Origin of the sequence: Comamonas faecalis, assembly GCF_039538025.1 — a bacterium.
Classification (GTDB): Bacteria; Pseudomonadota; Gammaproteobacteria; order Burkholderiales; family Burkholderiaceae_C; genus Comamonas_C; species Comamonas_C faecalis.
On record NZ_BAABBP010000013.1, the window covers coordinates 15,478 to 29,091 of the forward strand.

Below are 13,614 nucleotides of genomic sequence, written 5' to 3' on the forward strand. Positions count from 1 at the left end.
TTTGCCAAAGTGATTCCATGACCGCAGACCAACTTCAGGACATCATCGCAGCCGGCCTGGCTTGCACGCATTTGCAGGTCGACGGCGACGGCCACCACTGGTACGCCATCGTCGTCTCGGCCGAATTCGAGGGCAAACGCTCCATCCAGCGCCAGCAGCGCGTCTACGCCACGCTGGGCGAGCGCCTGCACACGGGCGAGGTGCATGCACTGTCGATGCAGACCTTCACTCCCGCCGAGTGGGAGCAGCGCCAGCAAGCCTGATGGGCGCCTGCGCTTCCTGATTCTCTTTCGCAAAGCATTTCCATGGACAAGCTCCTGATCCGCGGCGGCCGCCCCCTGGTGGGCCGGGTCGCCATTTCGGGCGCCAAGAACGCGGCCCTGCCGCAGATGTGCGCCGCCCTGCTCACGCGCGAGCCGGTGCACTTGGTCAACGTGCCGCGCCTGCACGACGTGCGCACCATGCGCCGCCTGCTCGAACACATGGGCGTGGCCACCGAGACGCACGGCGAGCGCGGTGGCATGAGCTTTACCGCGCCCGACGGCCTCACGCCCGAGGCGCCGTACGAGCTGGTCAAGACCATGCGTGCGTCGGTGCTGGCGCTGGGGCCGCTCTTGGCGCGCTTTGGCCGCGCGCGCGTGTCGCTGCCCGGCGGCTGCGCCATTGGCGCGCGCCCGGTCGACCAGCACATCCGCGGCCTGCAGGCCATGGGCGCGCAAATCCACGTCGAGCACGGCTACATCGTCGCCAGCCTGCCGCCGGGGCGCCAGCGTCTGCAGGGCGCGCACATCACGACCGACATGGTCACGGTGACGGGTACCGAAAACCTCTTGATGGCCGCCTGCCTGGCCGAGGGCGAGACCGTGCTGGAGAACGCCGCGCAGGAGCCCGAGGTGGCTGACCTGGCCGAGATGCTGATCCGCATGGGCGCGCGCATCCAGGGCCATGGCAGCAGCACCATTCGCGTGCAGGGCGTGGCGCAGCTGCACGGCTGCACCCACCAGGTGGTGGCCGACCGCATCGAGGCGGGTACGTTTCTGTGCGCCGTCGCTGCCACCGGTGGCAATGCGCTGCTGGAGCATGCGCGCGCCGATCACCTGCAGGCGGTGATCGACAAGCTGCGCGATGCGGGCGTGCAGGTCGGCGCCGAAGGCGAGGGCGGAGCGGGCGGCCTGCGCGTGATCAGCCCCGGCGGCGCGCAGCTGAAGGCGCAGAGCTTTCGCACCATGGAGTACCCAGGCTTTCCCACCGACATGCAGGCGCAGTTCATGGCGCTGAACCTGGTGGCGCAGGGCGCGGCGACGGTGACCGAGACGATTTTTGAGAACCGCTTCATGCACGTCAACGAGCTGATGCGTCTGGGCGCCGAGATCATGGTCGACGGCCGCGTGGCGACGCTCGTTGGCGGCGCGCCTCTGTCGGGCGCCACCGTAATGGCCACCGACCTGCGCGCCTCGGCCAGCCTGGTGATCGCCGGCCTGGTGGCCAGCGGCGAGACGCTGGTCGACCGCATCTACCACCTGGATCGCGGCTACGACACGATGGAAGCCAAGCTGCGCGGCCTGGGGGCCGATATCGAGAGAATCAGCGCATGACGACGACCCAACCCATCACGCTGGCGCTGTCCAAGGGCCGCATCTTCGAGGAAACCCTGCCGCTGCTGGCCGCCGCCGGCATCACGGTGGCCGAAGACCCGGAGAAGTCGCGCAAGCTCATCCTGCCGACTAACCAGCCCGATGTGCGCGTGGTGCTGGTGCGCGCCACCGACGTGCCCACCTACGTGCAATACGGCGGCGCCGACATGGGCGTGGCCGGCAAGGACACGCTGATCGAGCATGGCGGCCAGGGGCTGTTTCGCCCGCTGGACCTGTGTATCGCCACCTGCCGCGTCAGCGTGGCGGTGCGTGCCGATTTCGACTACGCGCAGGCGGTGCGCCAGGGCGCGCGCCTGCGCGTGGCCACCAAATACACGCAGATCGCGCGCGACTTCTTCGCCAGCAAGGGCGTGCACGTCGACCTGATCAAGCTCTACGGCAGCATGGAGCTGGCGCCGCTCACGGGCCTGGCCGACGCCATCGTCGACCTGGTCTCCACCGGCAACACGCTCAAGGCCAACCAACTGGTCGAGGTCGAGCGCATCATGGACATCAGCAGCCACCTGGTCGTCAACCAGGCGGCCCTCAAGCTCAAGCAGGAGCCGCTCAAGCGCATCATCGACGCGTTTGCCGGCGCCATAGCCCCACGGTGAACCCGCATGGACCAGGCCGCCAACCCCGCATTGCTGTCAACCGCCAGCGCCACGTTTGAGCAGGACTTTGCGCAGCGCCTGCACTGGTCCGCCGAGCAGGACGCCGCCATCGAAGAGCGCGTGGCCGCCATCCTGGCCGACGTGCAGCAGCGCGGCGACGCTGCGGTGCTCGAATACACCGCCCGCTTCGATGGCCTGCAGGCCGGCGCCATGGCGCAGCTGGAACTGACCGCAGCCGAGCTCAAGGCCGCCTACGACGGCCTGCCCGCGGTGCAGCGCGACGCGCTCACCGCTGCCGCACGGCGTGTGCGCAGCTACCACGAGGCGCAGAAAAAGGCCAGCGGCGAGAGCTGGAGCTACCGCGACGAGGACGGCACGCTGCTGGGCCAGAAGGTCACGCCGCTGGATCGCGTCGGCATCTACGTGCCCGGCGGCAAGGCTGCCTACCCGAGCAGCGTGCTGATGAACGCCATTCCCGCCCACGTGGCCGGCGTGACGGAGATCATCATGGTCGTCCCCACGCCGCGCGGCGAGAAAAACCCGCTGGTACTGGCCGCTGCCCACGTGGCCGGCGTCACGCGCGCCTTCACCATCGGCGGCGCCCAGGCCGTGGCCGCACTGGCCTACGGCACGGCTACGGTGCCGAAGGTGGACAAGATCACCGGCCCCGGCAACGCCTATGTGGCCAGCGCCAAGAAGCGCGTGTTCGGCCAAGTGGGCATCGACATGATCGCCGGCCCGTCCGAGATCCTGGTGCTGGCCGACGGCAGCACGCCGGCCGACTGGGTGGCGATGGATTTGTTCAGCCAGGCCGAGCACGACGAACTGGCGCAGGCCATCCTGCTGTGCCCGGACGCGGCCTACATCGACGCCGTGCTCGCCGCAATGAACCGCCTGCTGCCCGGCATGCCGCGCGCCGGGATCATCGCCAAGTCCCTGGCAGGTCGCGGCGCGCTGATCCATACGCGCAGCATGGAAGAGGCCTGCGCCATCAGCAACCGCATCGCGCCCGAGCACCTGGAAATCTCCAGCACCGACCCGCACCGCTGGGAGCCGCTCTTGCGCCACGCAGGCGCCATCTTTCTGGGCGCCTACACCAGCGAAAGCCTGGGCGACTACTGCGCCGGTCCCAACCACGTGCTGCCCACCAGCGGCACAGCGCGCTTTTCCAGCCCGCTGGGCGTCTACGACTTCCAGAAACGCTCCAGCCTGATCGAGGTCAGCGAAGCCGGTGCGCAAGAACTCGGCCAGATCGCCAGCGTGCTGGCGCATGGCGAGGGCCTGCAAGGGCATGCGCGGGCGGCAGAAATGCGGCTGAAGGGCGGCTGACCGCGCGTCCTTGCTGCGGGGTTGAGCGCCGAGTGAGCTCGCCTACTTATCCATGCGCGTGGTGATGGCGGGCCAGCGGCACATCCAGCGGCCCGGGGCGCGCCAGGCCGCCGTCCGCCAGCCCGGCGCGCAGCAGCGCTTGCAGCATGCCGACCTGCACGGCGCCCAGGCTGGCGCCGCCGCTGAAGATCCATGCTGTGCTTGGGTGCCCGTTGACCATGTTTCTGTGTGTCGCGGTGTTGCGCGCGGTGTCCAGGGATTGCACCGCGCGCTATTTGCCTTTTTATAACGTTCTTGTCCTGGAGCAGGCTGGCAGGGTCACAAATGCGGCGAAAATCACGCCCGCTTCGCAGCCTCTGAACGGGCCCGGGTCGCTTGCGCGCAAGAACATCCAGGGCACGCCGAACCGGCAGGCTTGCGCACCCATAAAGGCAGTGGCCTGACCCAAGGCCGCGCCACAAGGTAGACAAAGCCTGGCCGGGCGTTTTGCCCGGTCGTCATCGAGAGCGTTCAGCAGCGGCTTCCTTCACGCACGCACCTTTGCCCCCGTAGGGCTGGCGCGCGGCGGTACTGGCAGCGTATGCTGGCCGCACGCGCTTATCGCCCCCTGGAGGTTTTCATGGAAATCACCCTCAACGCCTACCACACCCTGATCGTCGCGGCCATCGTGATGCTGGTGGGGCACTGGCTGGTCTTTCGCATCAAGTTTCTGTCCTCGTTCAACATTCCGGAGCCCGTTGCCGGCGGCCTGCTGGCCGCGCTCATCATCACGGTGCTGAACGCCACGCTGGACCTGAAGTTCAAGCTCAACGCCGATCTGCAGACCACCTTCATGCTGATGTTCTTCGCCTCCATCGGCCTGAGCGCGGACTTCACGCGCCTCAAGGAAGGGGGCAAACCGCTGATCATGCTGCTGGTGCTGGTCTCTATCTTCATCGTGGTGCAGAACGTCATCGGCGTGGGCCTGGCGGCGCTGCTGGGTCTCAAGCCCCTGATCGGCCTGGTGGTGGGCTCGATCACACTGACCGGTGGCCACGGCACGGCTGGCGCCTGGGGGCCGGTGCTGGAGGCCAAGTACGGCATCACCGGCGCGACCACGCTGGGCATTGCCACGGCCACCTTCGGCCTGGTGTTCGGCGGCCTGATCGGTGGACCGGTGGCGCGTTACCTGATCCGCAAGCAAAAACGCAAGCCGCTGCCGCAGGCGCACGAGCGCAGTGACGTCGAGACGATCTCGGGCACGCCGCGCCATGAGCAGGCGACCGAGAGCGAAGAGGAAAAGCGCTTGACTTTCGAGATATTCGACCAGCCGCGCCTGATCACGGCCTATGTGGCCATCGAGACTCTGGCGATGTTCGCCGCCTGCCTGACCAGCGCCGACCTGCTCAGCCGCTGGACGCATGGCACGGCCATCGAGTTGCCCACCTTCATCTGGGCGCTGGCCAGCGGCGTGGTGATCCGCAACGTGCTGACCCACATGTTTCGCTTCGAGATGTTCGACCGCGCCATCGACGTGTTCGGCAATGCCTCGCTGTCGCTGTTTCTGGCAATGGCGCTGGTCAGCCTGCGCCTGTGGGAGCTGGCCGACCTGGCCGGCCCGGTCGCCATCATCCTGGCGGTGCAGGTCGTGGTGATGATGCTGTACGCGACCTACGTCACCTACCGCTTCATGGGCGCGGACTTCGACGCTGCCGTCGTCGCCGCCGGCCACTGCGGCTTTGGCCTGGGCGCAACACCCACGGCCATTGCCAACATGCAGGCCGTCACCGACCGCTTCGGCCCCTCGTACAAGGCCTACCTGATCGTGCCGCTGGTCGGCGCCTTCTTCGTCGATCTGGTCAACGCAACCGTCTTGCAGCTGTTCACGCAAATCCCCTTCCTGCAGTAGCCGCGCAGCGCGCTGCGCACAGGCTGATGCAGCGGCGCTGGCGCAGGCCGTGCGCGACACGGGTTGGATGTATCTGCTGGTGGTTTTTTTGGCGCTACTGTTTCTGCTGTATCTGGCGGTTGGGCGTTTTGGCCAGCTGCGCCTCGGCGGCGAGGACACCGAGGCGCATTTTTCGCGCGGCGCCTGGTCTGGGGTGTGGCCGTGGCGTTGATTGCCGCGGCCATGCTGCTGGCCGGCGGGCTGGAGGCCTTGCAGGGCTTGATCACCATTGCCGCACTGCTCTTTGCCATTTTGCTGTGTCTGGTGATGTGGAGCCTGTATCGCGTGCTCGACGAGGAGAGCACGCATCTGCGCCGCGAGGCCCGGCGCCAGCGCCAGCCGGTGGACGCCTGGATTGCGCGCGAGATGGCCGAGCAGGCGCAGCGGGACAAGAAATAAAGCCGGGGTGCAGCCAGGCCGCCTTTGGCCAGCGGCGCAGCCTGTAATTCAAGTAACTTGTAGTTACTGATGCCGTTACGATATGTGCGGGCGCTGGTGCCCGCACGGTGAAAGAGTGACGCGCATGGCTGGATCGACGTTTCAAACCAACCCGGTGTATCTGCACAAGCTGCTTGAAGACTGCCACAGCGGTGCGCTGCAACTGCCCGATTTCCAGCGCAGCTGGGTGTGGGACGAGGAGCGCATCAAAAGCCTGATCGCCTCGGTGTCGCGCGCGTTTCCGGTGGGTGCGCTGATGACCTTGAAGACCGGCGGCGAGGTCAACTTCAGGCCGCGCCCGGTCGAAGGTGCGCCCGACGCAGCGGGGCAGGCGCTGCCGCAGGCGCTGCTGCTCGATGGCCAGCAGCGCATGACCTCGCTCTACCAGGTGGCGCTGCGTGGCCAGGTGGTGCAGACCGTCACGCCCAGGAACAAGCGGGTACAGCGCTGGTTTTATCTCGACATCCGCAAGGCGCTCGACCCATCCGTAGACCGCGACGAGGCCGTCGTCGGCGTGCCCGCCGACAAGCTGGTGCGCTCTGTGGAGCTGGATCTGTCCACGCCGGACAAGGAGTACGCCACGCTGATGTACCCGGTGTCACAGGTGCTCGACTGGGATCGCTGGCAAGACGGTTTCGACGCGTACTGGGAGGGCGCTGCGAACAAACCCCTGCGCGAGTTGTTCCGTACCTTCAAGCGCGAGGTGCTGGAAATTTCCGCTACTACCAGGTGCCGGTGATCGCGCTCGACCAGTCCACGTCGAAAGAGGCCGTCTGCGTGGTGTTCGAGAAGGTCAACACCGGCGGCAAGCCGCTCGACGCCTTCGAATTGGTCACCGCCATGTATGCCATGGACGGCCATGAGCTGCGCAAGGACTGGTACGGCAGCGCCCACGACAAGGGACGTCACCGCCGCCTGGTGCAGACGTTGTGCCCGCCGGGGCAGGAGGCCGGCATTCTGGCCAACGTCAGCAACACCGACTTTTTGCACATCGTCTCGCTGTTTCACACCCGTGCGCTGCGCCGCCAGGCGGCCGCGGCGGGCAAGCAGGGCAGGGAGCTGCCCGCCGTCTCGGGCAACCGCCAGGCGCTGCTCAATCTGCCGCTGGAGGCCTACAAACAATACGAAACGCAGGCTGAGCAGGGGCTGGAGCGCGCGGCCAAGTTTTTGCACCTGCTGCGCATCTACCGCGTCTACGACCTGCCCTACCAGACGCAGATCGTGCCGCTGGCGGCCATCCTGGCCGACCTGGGCGACGCCTGGGAGCACGACAGCCACCGTGCGCGCCTGCAGCGCTGGTACTGGTGCGGGGTGTTTGGCGAGCTTTACGGCTCGGCCGTCGAGTCGCGCAGCGCCAAGGATTTTCTGCAGGTGCCCGAATGGCTGCTGCGCGGCGGCCCTGAGCCGGCAACGGTGAGCGAGGTGATTTTTCGCGCCGACCGCTTGAAGACCATGCGCATGCGCCTGTCGGCAGCCTATAAAGGAATGAACGCGCTGCTGATGAACGAGGGCGCGCAGGACTGGCGCTCGGGGCAGAAGTTCGACCACACGGTGTTCTTTGGCGAGAACGTGGACATCCACCACATCTTTCCCAAGGCCTGGTGCCAACAGCAAGGCATTGCGCCGGCGCTGTACGACGCCATCATTAACAAGACGCCGCTGTCGTTTCGCACCAACCGCATCATTGGCGGCGTGGCGCCGTCGCAGTATCTGGCGCAGTTGCAGGCGGGCGACGGGCAGACCCCGGGCGTGGCGGTCGAGCGGCTCGATGGCTATTTGCGCTCGCACGCCCTCGATCCGGCGTTGCTGCGCGCTGACGACGTCACTGCCTTCTGGGCCGATCGGCAGCAGCGCCTGCTGGCGCTGATTGCCCAGGCCATGGGCAAGACGCCCCAGGCCGACGTGGCCGGCGAGGAGGGCGCAGACCTGTTCGGCGACACCGACGAGGGCGAGGCCGAGGCGGAGATGGTCATCGCCATGTAAGTGCAACGTCAAGTCGTACACGAAATTCGTGCGACACGAATTTCGTGTACGATGGCAGGCATGAAAAACCTCACCATCACCGTCGACGACGCCGTGCTCGAATGGGCGCGCATCGAGGCGGCGCGCCGGGGCACGAGCGTCTCGCGCATGGTGGGCGACTTCATGGCCGAGATGATGCAGCGCGAGGACGCCTACGAGCGCGCCTACCTCGCCTGGCGCACCGACGAGCGCGGCTGGCAGGCGCCGCAGGATTCAAGTTCGATAGCGCGTAGCACAAGCCCCGCAAGGGCTGAAGGCCGAAACAGCCTAGTATTCGGGGGCGCCGCATGACGCCGGTGTTCGTCGATACCTCGGTGCTGATCGCCGCCGAGAACCTGGCCGACGCGCCGCTGCACCAGGCCTGCCTGCAGTGGTTGGACCTGCTGTGGCGCACGCGCTGCGGGCGCACCGGCGGCCAGGCGCTGGTCGAGTTCTACGACCAGGTGGTCGCCGCGCAGCCGCCGCTGCCCCGGGGCGACGCGCGCGCCGCGATGCGCCGCTACCAGACCTGGACGCCGTGGAAGACCGACGCCGCCACGCTGGAGACGGCCTGGGCCATCGAGGCGCGCCACGACCTGGCCTTTGGCGACTGCCTGGCGCTGGCCTGCGCCCAGCACAGCGGCTGCCACGCCATGCTGACGCTGGCGCTGCCGCACGGCGGCGCCTACGGCGGCGTGACCGTGTGGCATCCGCGGCAGCAGCCGCTGCCCGACCCCGACAAGGAAGCCCGATGACTGACATGACTCCACCTCCCGACGTTGGCGCCAGCGCGCTTGCCCGCATCCGCCCCGAGGTGCGCGCCATGCACGCCTACGTGGTGCAGGACGCCGGCGGCCTCTTGAAGATGGACGCGATGGAGAACCCCTTCACGCTGCCGCCCGAGCTGCAGGCCGCGCTGGGGGCGCGCCTGGGCGCGCTGGCGCTCAACCGCTACCCCGGCCCGCGCTACGCCGACCTGCAGGCGGCGCTGGCCCGGCATGCGGACATGCCGGCGGGCTGCCGGCTGATCCTGGGCAACGGCTCGGACGAGCTGATCAGCCTGGCCGCACTGGCCTGCGCGCGCCCCGGCGCGACGGTGCTGGCGCCGGTGCCGGGTTTCGTCATGTACGCGATGAGCGCGCAGCTGCAGGGCCTGGGCTTCGTCGGCGTTCCGCTGACAAGCAACTTTGAACTCGACGAGGGTGCCATGCTGGCGGCGATTGCCCAGCACCGCCCGGCCCTCACCTTCCTGGCTTATCCCAACAACCCCACGGCCACGCTGTGGAACGAGGGCGTGGTGCAGCGCCTCATCGACGCCGCTGGCGCGGTGGGCGGCATCGTCGTCGTGGACGAGGCCTACCAGCCGTTCGCCAGCCGCACCTGGCTCGACCGCATGCGCGCCGAGCCGGCGCGCAACGGTCATGTGCTGCTGATGCGCACGCTGTCCAAGTTCGGCCTGGCCGGTGCCCGTCTGGGGTATTTGATCGGCCCGGCGGCGCTGGTCGGCGAGATCGACAAGGTGCGCCCGCCCTACAACGTCAGCAGCCTGAACTGCGAGGCGGCGCTGTTCGCGCTCGAGCACGCCGAGGTGTTCGCCGCCCAGGCCGCGGCGCTGCGCCGCGCGCGCACCACGCTGCTGGCGGCGCTGCGCGCGCTGCCCGGCATAGCGAAGGTGTGGGACAGCGAAGCCAACATGGTGCTGATCCGCGTGGCCGACGCGGCGCGCACCTTCGGCGCCATGCGCCAGCGCCAGGTGCTGGTCAAGAACGTTTCTACAATGCACCCGCTGCTGGCGCAGTGCCTGCGCCTGACGGTGGGCTCCGACGATGACAATGCCCGCATGCTGGCGGCGCTGGAGGCCTCCCTATGACTTCTTCCGCACTCGTTCCCTCTGCCAACACCGACCGCATCGCCGAGGTCGGCCGCACCACGGCAGAGACGCGCATCCAGGTGCGCGTCAACCTCGACGGCACCGGCGTGTCGCGCCTGAACACCGGGATTGGCTTCTTCGACCACATGCTCGAGCAGATCGCCCGCCACGGCCTGATCGATCTGGAGGTGCGCTGCGACGGCGACCTGCACATCGACGGCCACCACACGGTGGAAGACGTGGGCATCACGCTGGGACAGGCCTTTGCCCGCGCCGTGGGCGACAAGAAGGGCCTGCGCCGCTATGGCCACGCCTATGTGCCGCTGGACGAGGCGCTGTCGCGCGTCGTCGTCGATTTTTCGGGGCGTCCGAGCCTGCACATGAACGCGCCGTTCACCGCCGCCATGATCGGCCAGCTCGACACCCAGCTGGTCGGCGAGTTTTTCCACGGCTTCGTCAACCATGCGCTGGTCACGCTGCATATCGACAACCTCAAGGGCGTGAACGCGCACCACCAGTGCGAGACCATCTTCAAGGCCTTTGCGCGCGCGCTGCGCGCGGCGCTGGAGGTCGACCCGCGCGCGCCGGGGGTGATCCCATCGACCAAGGGCTCGCTGTGACCCGCTGGAGCGCCCCACGCAAGGCCTGAAAACGCATACGACGCGCGCCGCCCCGGCTGCGCCTGCACCCCGATGTCAACACCAATGAAAACCGTCGCCGTCGTCGATTACGGCATGGGCAATCTGCGCTCGGTCGCGCAGGCCGTGCGCACCGCCGCCGAGGGCGAGGGCTGGCAGGTCGTCGTCACGGCCGACCCGGCCGTGGTGCGCGCCGCAGACCGCGTCGTGCTGCCCGGCCAGGGCGCCATGCCCGACTGCATGCGCGAGCTCGATGCATCGGGCCTGCGCGCCTCGGTGCTTGAAGCTGCCGCCAGCAAGCCGCTGTTCGGCGTTTGCGTGGGAATGCAGATGCTGCTCTCGCACAGCGCCGAGGGCGGTGTCGACGGCCTGGATCTGATTGCGGGCCAGGTGCTCAAGTTCGACCTGGCCGGCCGGCGCCAGGCCGACGGCAGCCGCTACAAGGTGCCGCACATGGGCTGGAACCGCGTGCGCCAGGCGCGCCATGGGGCCGCCTGGCACCCGATCTGGCAAGGCATAGCAGACGACAGCTATTTCTATTTCGTGCACAGCTACTACGCGCGGCCCGAGCACGATGCGCACTGCGCCGGCGTGGCCGACTACGGCGAGCCGTTTGCTGCGGCCATTGCGCGTGATAATCTTTTTGCCACGCAATTCCACCCGGAAAAAAGCGCCGTGCAGGGCTTGCAGCTGTACCGCAACTTCCTGCGCTGGAAACCCTGATTTTCTTCAACCCGGCCGACCCTGGTGGCCACATCCCTCTGACCGACGACCATGCTGCTCATCCCCGCCATCGACCTCAAGGACGGACATTGCGTACGCCTCAAGCAAGGTGACATGGACCAATCCACCGTGTTTGGCGACCCGGCCGAAATGGCCCGCCGCTGGCTCGACGCCGGCGCGCGCCGCCTGCACCTGGTGGACCTGAACGGCGCCTTCGCCGGCCAGCCGAAGAACAAGGGCGCGATCAAATCCATCCTGGCCGAGGTGGGCGGCGCGATCCCGGTGCAACTGGGTGGCGGCATCCGCGACCTGGACACCATCGAGCGCTACCTCGATGCCGGCCTGGAGTACGTGATCATCGGCACCGCCGCGGTCAAGAGCCCTGGCTTTCTGAAAGATGCGTGCAGTGCGTTCAGCGGCCACATCATCGTCGGCCTGGACGCCAAGGACGGCAAGGTGGCCACCGACGGCTGGAGCAAGCTCACCGGCCACGACGTGGCCGATCTGGGCAAGAAATACCAGGACTGGGGCGTCGAGTCGATCATCTACACCGACATCGGACGCGACGGCATGCTCACCGGCATCAACGTCGACGCCACGGTGCGCCTGGCGCGCTCGCTGACGATCCCGGTCATCGCCTCGGGTGGGCTGTCGAACATGGCAGACATCGAGCAGCTGTGCGCCGTCGAGCACGAGGGCGTGGAAGGCGTGATCTGCGGGCGCGCCATCTACAGCGGCGACCTGGACTTTGCCGCCGCGCAGGAGCGTGCCGACGCGCTGTCGGACGAGGCCTGACTCCCATCTGTCCGCCGTGCCGTGGCAACGGCCTGGGCGGGCTATCGAACCTAAGGATTTCCCATGCTGGCCAAACGCATCATCCCCTGCCTGGACGTGACCGGCGGGCGCGTCGTCAAGGGTGTGAACTTCGTCGAACTGCGTGACGCCGGCGACCCGGTGGAGATCGCTGCGCGCTACAACGAGCAGGGCGCGGACGAGCTCACCTTCCTCGACATCACGGCGACCAGTGACGGGCGCGACCTGATCCTGCCCATCATCGAGGCCGTTGCCAGCCAGGTGTTCATCCCGCTGACCGTCGGCGGCGGCGTGCGCAGCGTGGCCGACGTGCGCCGGCTGCTCAACGCGGGCGCGGACAAGACCAGTTTCAACTCGGCGGCGATTGCCACGCCCGAGGTCATCGAGCAGGCCAGCGGCAAGTACGGCGCGCAGTGCATCGTCGTCGCCATCGATGCCAAGCGCCGCCAGGGCCAGGAGGTCGTCGAGCGCGGCGAGGGCTGGGACGTCTACAGCCACGGCGGGCGCAAGAACACCGGGCTGGACGCCGTGCGCTGGGCCGAGGAGATGGCGCGGCGCGGCGCGGGCGAGATCCTGCTGACCAGCATGGACCGCGACGGCACCAAGAGCGGCTTTGACCTGCAGCTCACGCGCGCGGTGAGCGACGCGGTGGGCGTGCCCGTCATCGCGTCGGGCGGCGTGGGCAACCTGCAGCACCTGGCCGACGGCGTGACGCTGGGCGGCGCCGACGCGGTGCTGGCCGCCAGCATCTTTCACTACGGCGAATACACGGTGCGCCAGGCCAAGGAATTCATGCAGGAGCGCGGCATTGCCGTGCGCCTGTGACGCGGGAGCTGGGCGATGGACTGGCTCGATCAGCTGCGCTGGGACGACAAGGGGCTGATTCCGGTCATTGCCCAGGAAAAGGACACGGGTGACGTGCTGATGTTTGCCTGGATGAACCGCGAGGCGCTGCAAAAAACGGCTGAACTCGGGCGTACGGTCTACTTCAGCCGCTCGCGCGGCAAGCTGTGGTTCAAGGGCGAGGAGTCGGGCCACGTGCAGCTGGTGCACGAGATCCGCGTCGACTGCGACCAGGACGTGGTGCTGCTCAAGGTCACGCAAACCGGCCACGAGCCCGGCATTGCCTGCCACACCGGACGCCATTCATGCTTTTTCAGCGTGCTGCAAAATGGCCGGTGGCAGGCCGTCGATCCGGTCTTGAAAGACCCGGCCAGCATCTACAAATAACGCTTCATGAACACGACCGATTCGCTGGCGCAACTGGCCGCCATCATTGAAAGCCGCAAGCCGGCCAACGGCGGCGACCCCGCCACCAGCTACGTGGCGCGCCTGCTGGCCAAGGGGCCGGACGCCTTCCTGAAAAAAATTGGTGAGGAAGCTACCGAGGTGGTGATGGCCGCCAAGGACGTGGATCATGGCGGCGACGCCGCCAAGCTGGTCTACGAGGTGGCCGACCTGTGGTTCCACAGCATGGTGGCGCTGGCGCACTACGGCCTGGCGCCCGCCGACGTGGTGGCCGAGCTCAAGCGCCGCGAAGGCATCAGCGGCATCGAGGAAAAAGCCCTGCGCAAGGCGCTCGCGCGCGAGCAGGGCGAGGCTTTGCCGCACGCACCGGGAGACTGAA

Annotated in this window: 19 protein-coding genes; 18 read left to right on the forward strand and 1 reads right to left on the reverse strand. The window is 67.7% G+C overall.

What is annotated here, in order from left to right:
* Positions 1-17 precede the first annotated feature (17 nt).
* Genes ABD767_RS08875 through hisD form a run of 4 tightly spaced genes read left to right on the forward strand, consistent with a single transcriptional unit; the run spans position 18 to position 3,577 of the window.
* Positions 18-263, forward strand: coding sequence for a BolA/IbaG family iron-sulfur metabolism protein (locus ABD767_RS08875; RefSeq protein ID WP_103044748.1), 246 nt, complete (start codon positions 18-20; stop codon positions 261-263).
* Between the two features lie 42 nt (positions 264-305).
* Positions 306-1,595, forward strand: a complete 1,290-nt coding sequence (gene murA, locus ABD767_RS08880; RefSeq protein ID WP_103044747.1) for a UDP-N-acetylglucosamine 1-carboxyvinyltransferase — start codon at positions 306-308, stop codon at positions 1,593-1,595.
* Entirely contained in the window at positions 1,592-2,248 is a 657-nt protein-coding gene (gene hisG, locus ABD767_RS08885) for an ATP phosphoribosyltransferase (RefSeq protein ID WP_103044746.1), read from the forward strand. Before murA ends, hisG begins: the two co-directional genes overlap by 4 nt.
* Before the next feature lie 6 nt (positions 2,249-2,254).
* Positions 2,255-3,577 carry a histidinol dehydrogenase gene (gene hisD, locus ABD767_RS08890; RefSeq protein ID WP_344869310.1) on the forward strand — a complete coding sequence of 441 codons (1,323 nt, stop codon included), beginning with the start codon at positions 2,255-2,257 and terminating at the stop codon, positions 3,575-3,577.
* Positions 3,578-3,623: 46 nt separating this feature from the next.
* On the opposite strand, the gene ABD767_RS08895 is transcribed toward hisD, so the two are convergent.
* Positions 3,624-3,797, reverse strand: coding sequence for a hypothetical protein (locus ABD767_RS08895; RefSeq protein ID WP_344869312.1), 174 nt, complete (start codon positions 3,795-3,797; stop codon positions 3,624-3,626).
* A gap of 399 nt (positions 3,798-4,196) precedes the next feature.
* Between ABD767_RS08895 and gltS the strand changes: the two genes are divergently transcribed.
* The 14 genes from gltS to ABD767_RS08965 all read left to right on the forward strand — a co-directional run bounded on the left by gltS (position 4,197) and on the right by ABD767_RS08965 (position 13,613).
* Positions 4,197-5,465 carry a sodium/glutamate symporter gene (gene gltS, locus ABD767_RS08900; RefSeq protein WP_103044744.1) on the forward strand — a complete coding sequence of 423 codons (1,269 nt, stop codon included), beginning with the start codon at positions 4,197-4,199 and terminating at the stop codon, positions 5,463-5,465.
* A 49-nt stretch (positions 5,466-5,514) separates the two neighbouring features.
* Positions 5,515-5,676, forward strand: a complete 162-nt coding sequence (locus ABD767_RS08905) for a BCCT family transporter (protein WP_344869314.1) — start codon at positions 5,515-5,517, stop codon at positions 5,674-5,676.
* Entirely contained in the window at positions 5,667-5,903 is a 237-nt protein-coding gene (locus ABD767_RS08910; protein ID WP_344869316.1) for a BCCT family transporter, read from the forward strand. The genes ABD767_RS08905 and ABD767_RS08910 overlap by 10 nt, the downstream gene beginning before the upstream one ends.
* A gap of 124 nt (positions 5,904-6,027) precedes the next feature.
* Entirely contained in the window at positions 6,028-6,681 is a 654-nt protein-coding gene (locus ABD767_RS08915) for a DUF262 domain-containing protein (protein ID WP_344869318.1), read from the forward strand.
* Positions 6,678-7,925: a hypothetical protein gene (locus tag ABD767_RS08920; protein WP_344869320.1), complete on the forward strand. Its 1,248-nt coding sequence runs from the start codon at positions 6,678-6,680 to the stop codon at positions 7,923-7,925. The genes ABD767_RS08915 and ABD767_RS08920 overlap by 4 nt, the downstream gene beginning before the upstream one ends.
* 60 nt (positions 7,926-7,985) lie before the next feature.
* On the forward strand, positions 7,986-8,255 hold the full coding sequence (locus tag ABD767_RS08925; protein ID WP_344869322.1) for a DUF6364 family protein: 270 nt from the start codon (positions 7,986-7,988) through the stop codon (positions 8,253-8,255).
* On the forward strand, positions 8,252-8,698 hold the full coding sequence (locus tag ABD767_RS08930; protein ID WP_103044742.1) for a PIN domain-containing protein: 447 nt from the start codon (positions 8,252-8,254) through the stop codon (positions 8,696-8,698). The genes ABD767_RS08925 and ABD767_RS08930 overlap by 4 nt, the downstream gene beginning before the upstream one ends.
* Positions 8,695-9,813, forward strand: a complete 1,119-nt coding sequence (gene hisC / locus ABD767_RS08935; protein ID WP_103044741.1) for a histidinol-phosphate transaminase — start codon at positions 8,695-8,697, stop codon at positions 9,811-9,813. Before ABD767_RS08930 ends, hisC begins: the two co-directional genes overlap by 4 nt.
* Positions 9,810-10,433 carry an imidazoleglycerol-phosphate dehydratase HisB gene (gene hisB / locus ABD767_RS08940; RefSeq protein ID WP_103044740.1) on the forward strand — a complete coding sequence of 208 codons (624 nt, stop codon included), beginning with the start codon at positions 9,810-9,812 and terminating at the stop codon, positions 10,431-10,433. Before hisC ends, hisB begins: the two co-directional genes overlap by 4 nt.
* A 72-nt stretch (positions 10,434-10,505) precedes the next feature.
* Entirely contained in the window at positions 10,506-11,174 is a 669-nt protein-coding gene (gene hisH, locus ABD767_RS08945; RefSeq protein ID WP_344869325.1) for an imidazole glycerol phosphate synthase subunit HisH, read from the forward strand.
* A gap of 51 nt (positions 11,175-11,225) precedes the next feature.
* Positions 11,226-11,969 carry a 1-(5-phosphoribosyl)-5-[(5-phosphoribosylamino)methylideneamino]imidazole-4-carboxamide isomerase gene (gene hisA, locus ABD767_RS08950; RefSeq protein ID WP_344869327.1) on the forward strand — a complete coding sequence of 248 codons (744 nt, stop codon included), beginning with the start codon at positions 11,226-11,228 and terminating at the stop codon, positions 11,967-11,969.
* 63 nt (positions 11,970-12,032) lie between these two features.
* A complete protein-coding gene (gene hisF, locus ABD767_RS08955; RefSeq protein ID WP_103044737.1) occupies positions 12,033-12,812 on the forward strand; it encodes an imidazole glycerol phosphate synthase subunit HisF in 780 nt (259 codons plus the stop codon).
* A 15-nt stretch (positions 12,813-12,827) separates the two neighbouring features.
* Positions 12,828-13,217, forward strand: coding sequence for a phosphoribosyl-AMP cyclohydrolase (hisI, locus tag ABD767_RS08960; RefSeq protein WP_344869330.1), 390 nt, complete (start codon positions 12,828-12,830; stop codon positions 13,215-13,217).
* Between the two features lie 6 nt (positions 13,218-13,223).
* Complete coding sequence (locus tag ABD767_RS08965; protein WP_103044735.1) at positions 13,224-13,613, forward strand: phosphoribosyl-ATP diphosphatase; 390 nt, start codon at positions 13,224-13,226, stop codon at positions 13,611-13,613.
* Position 13,614 lies beyond the last annotated feature (1 nt).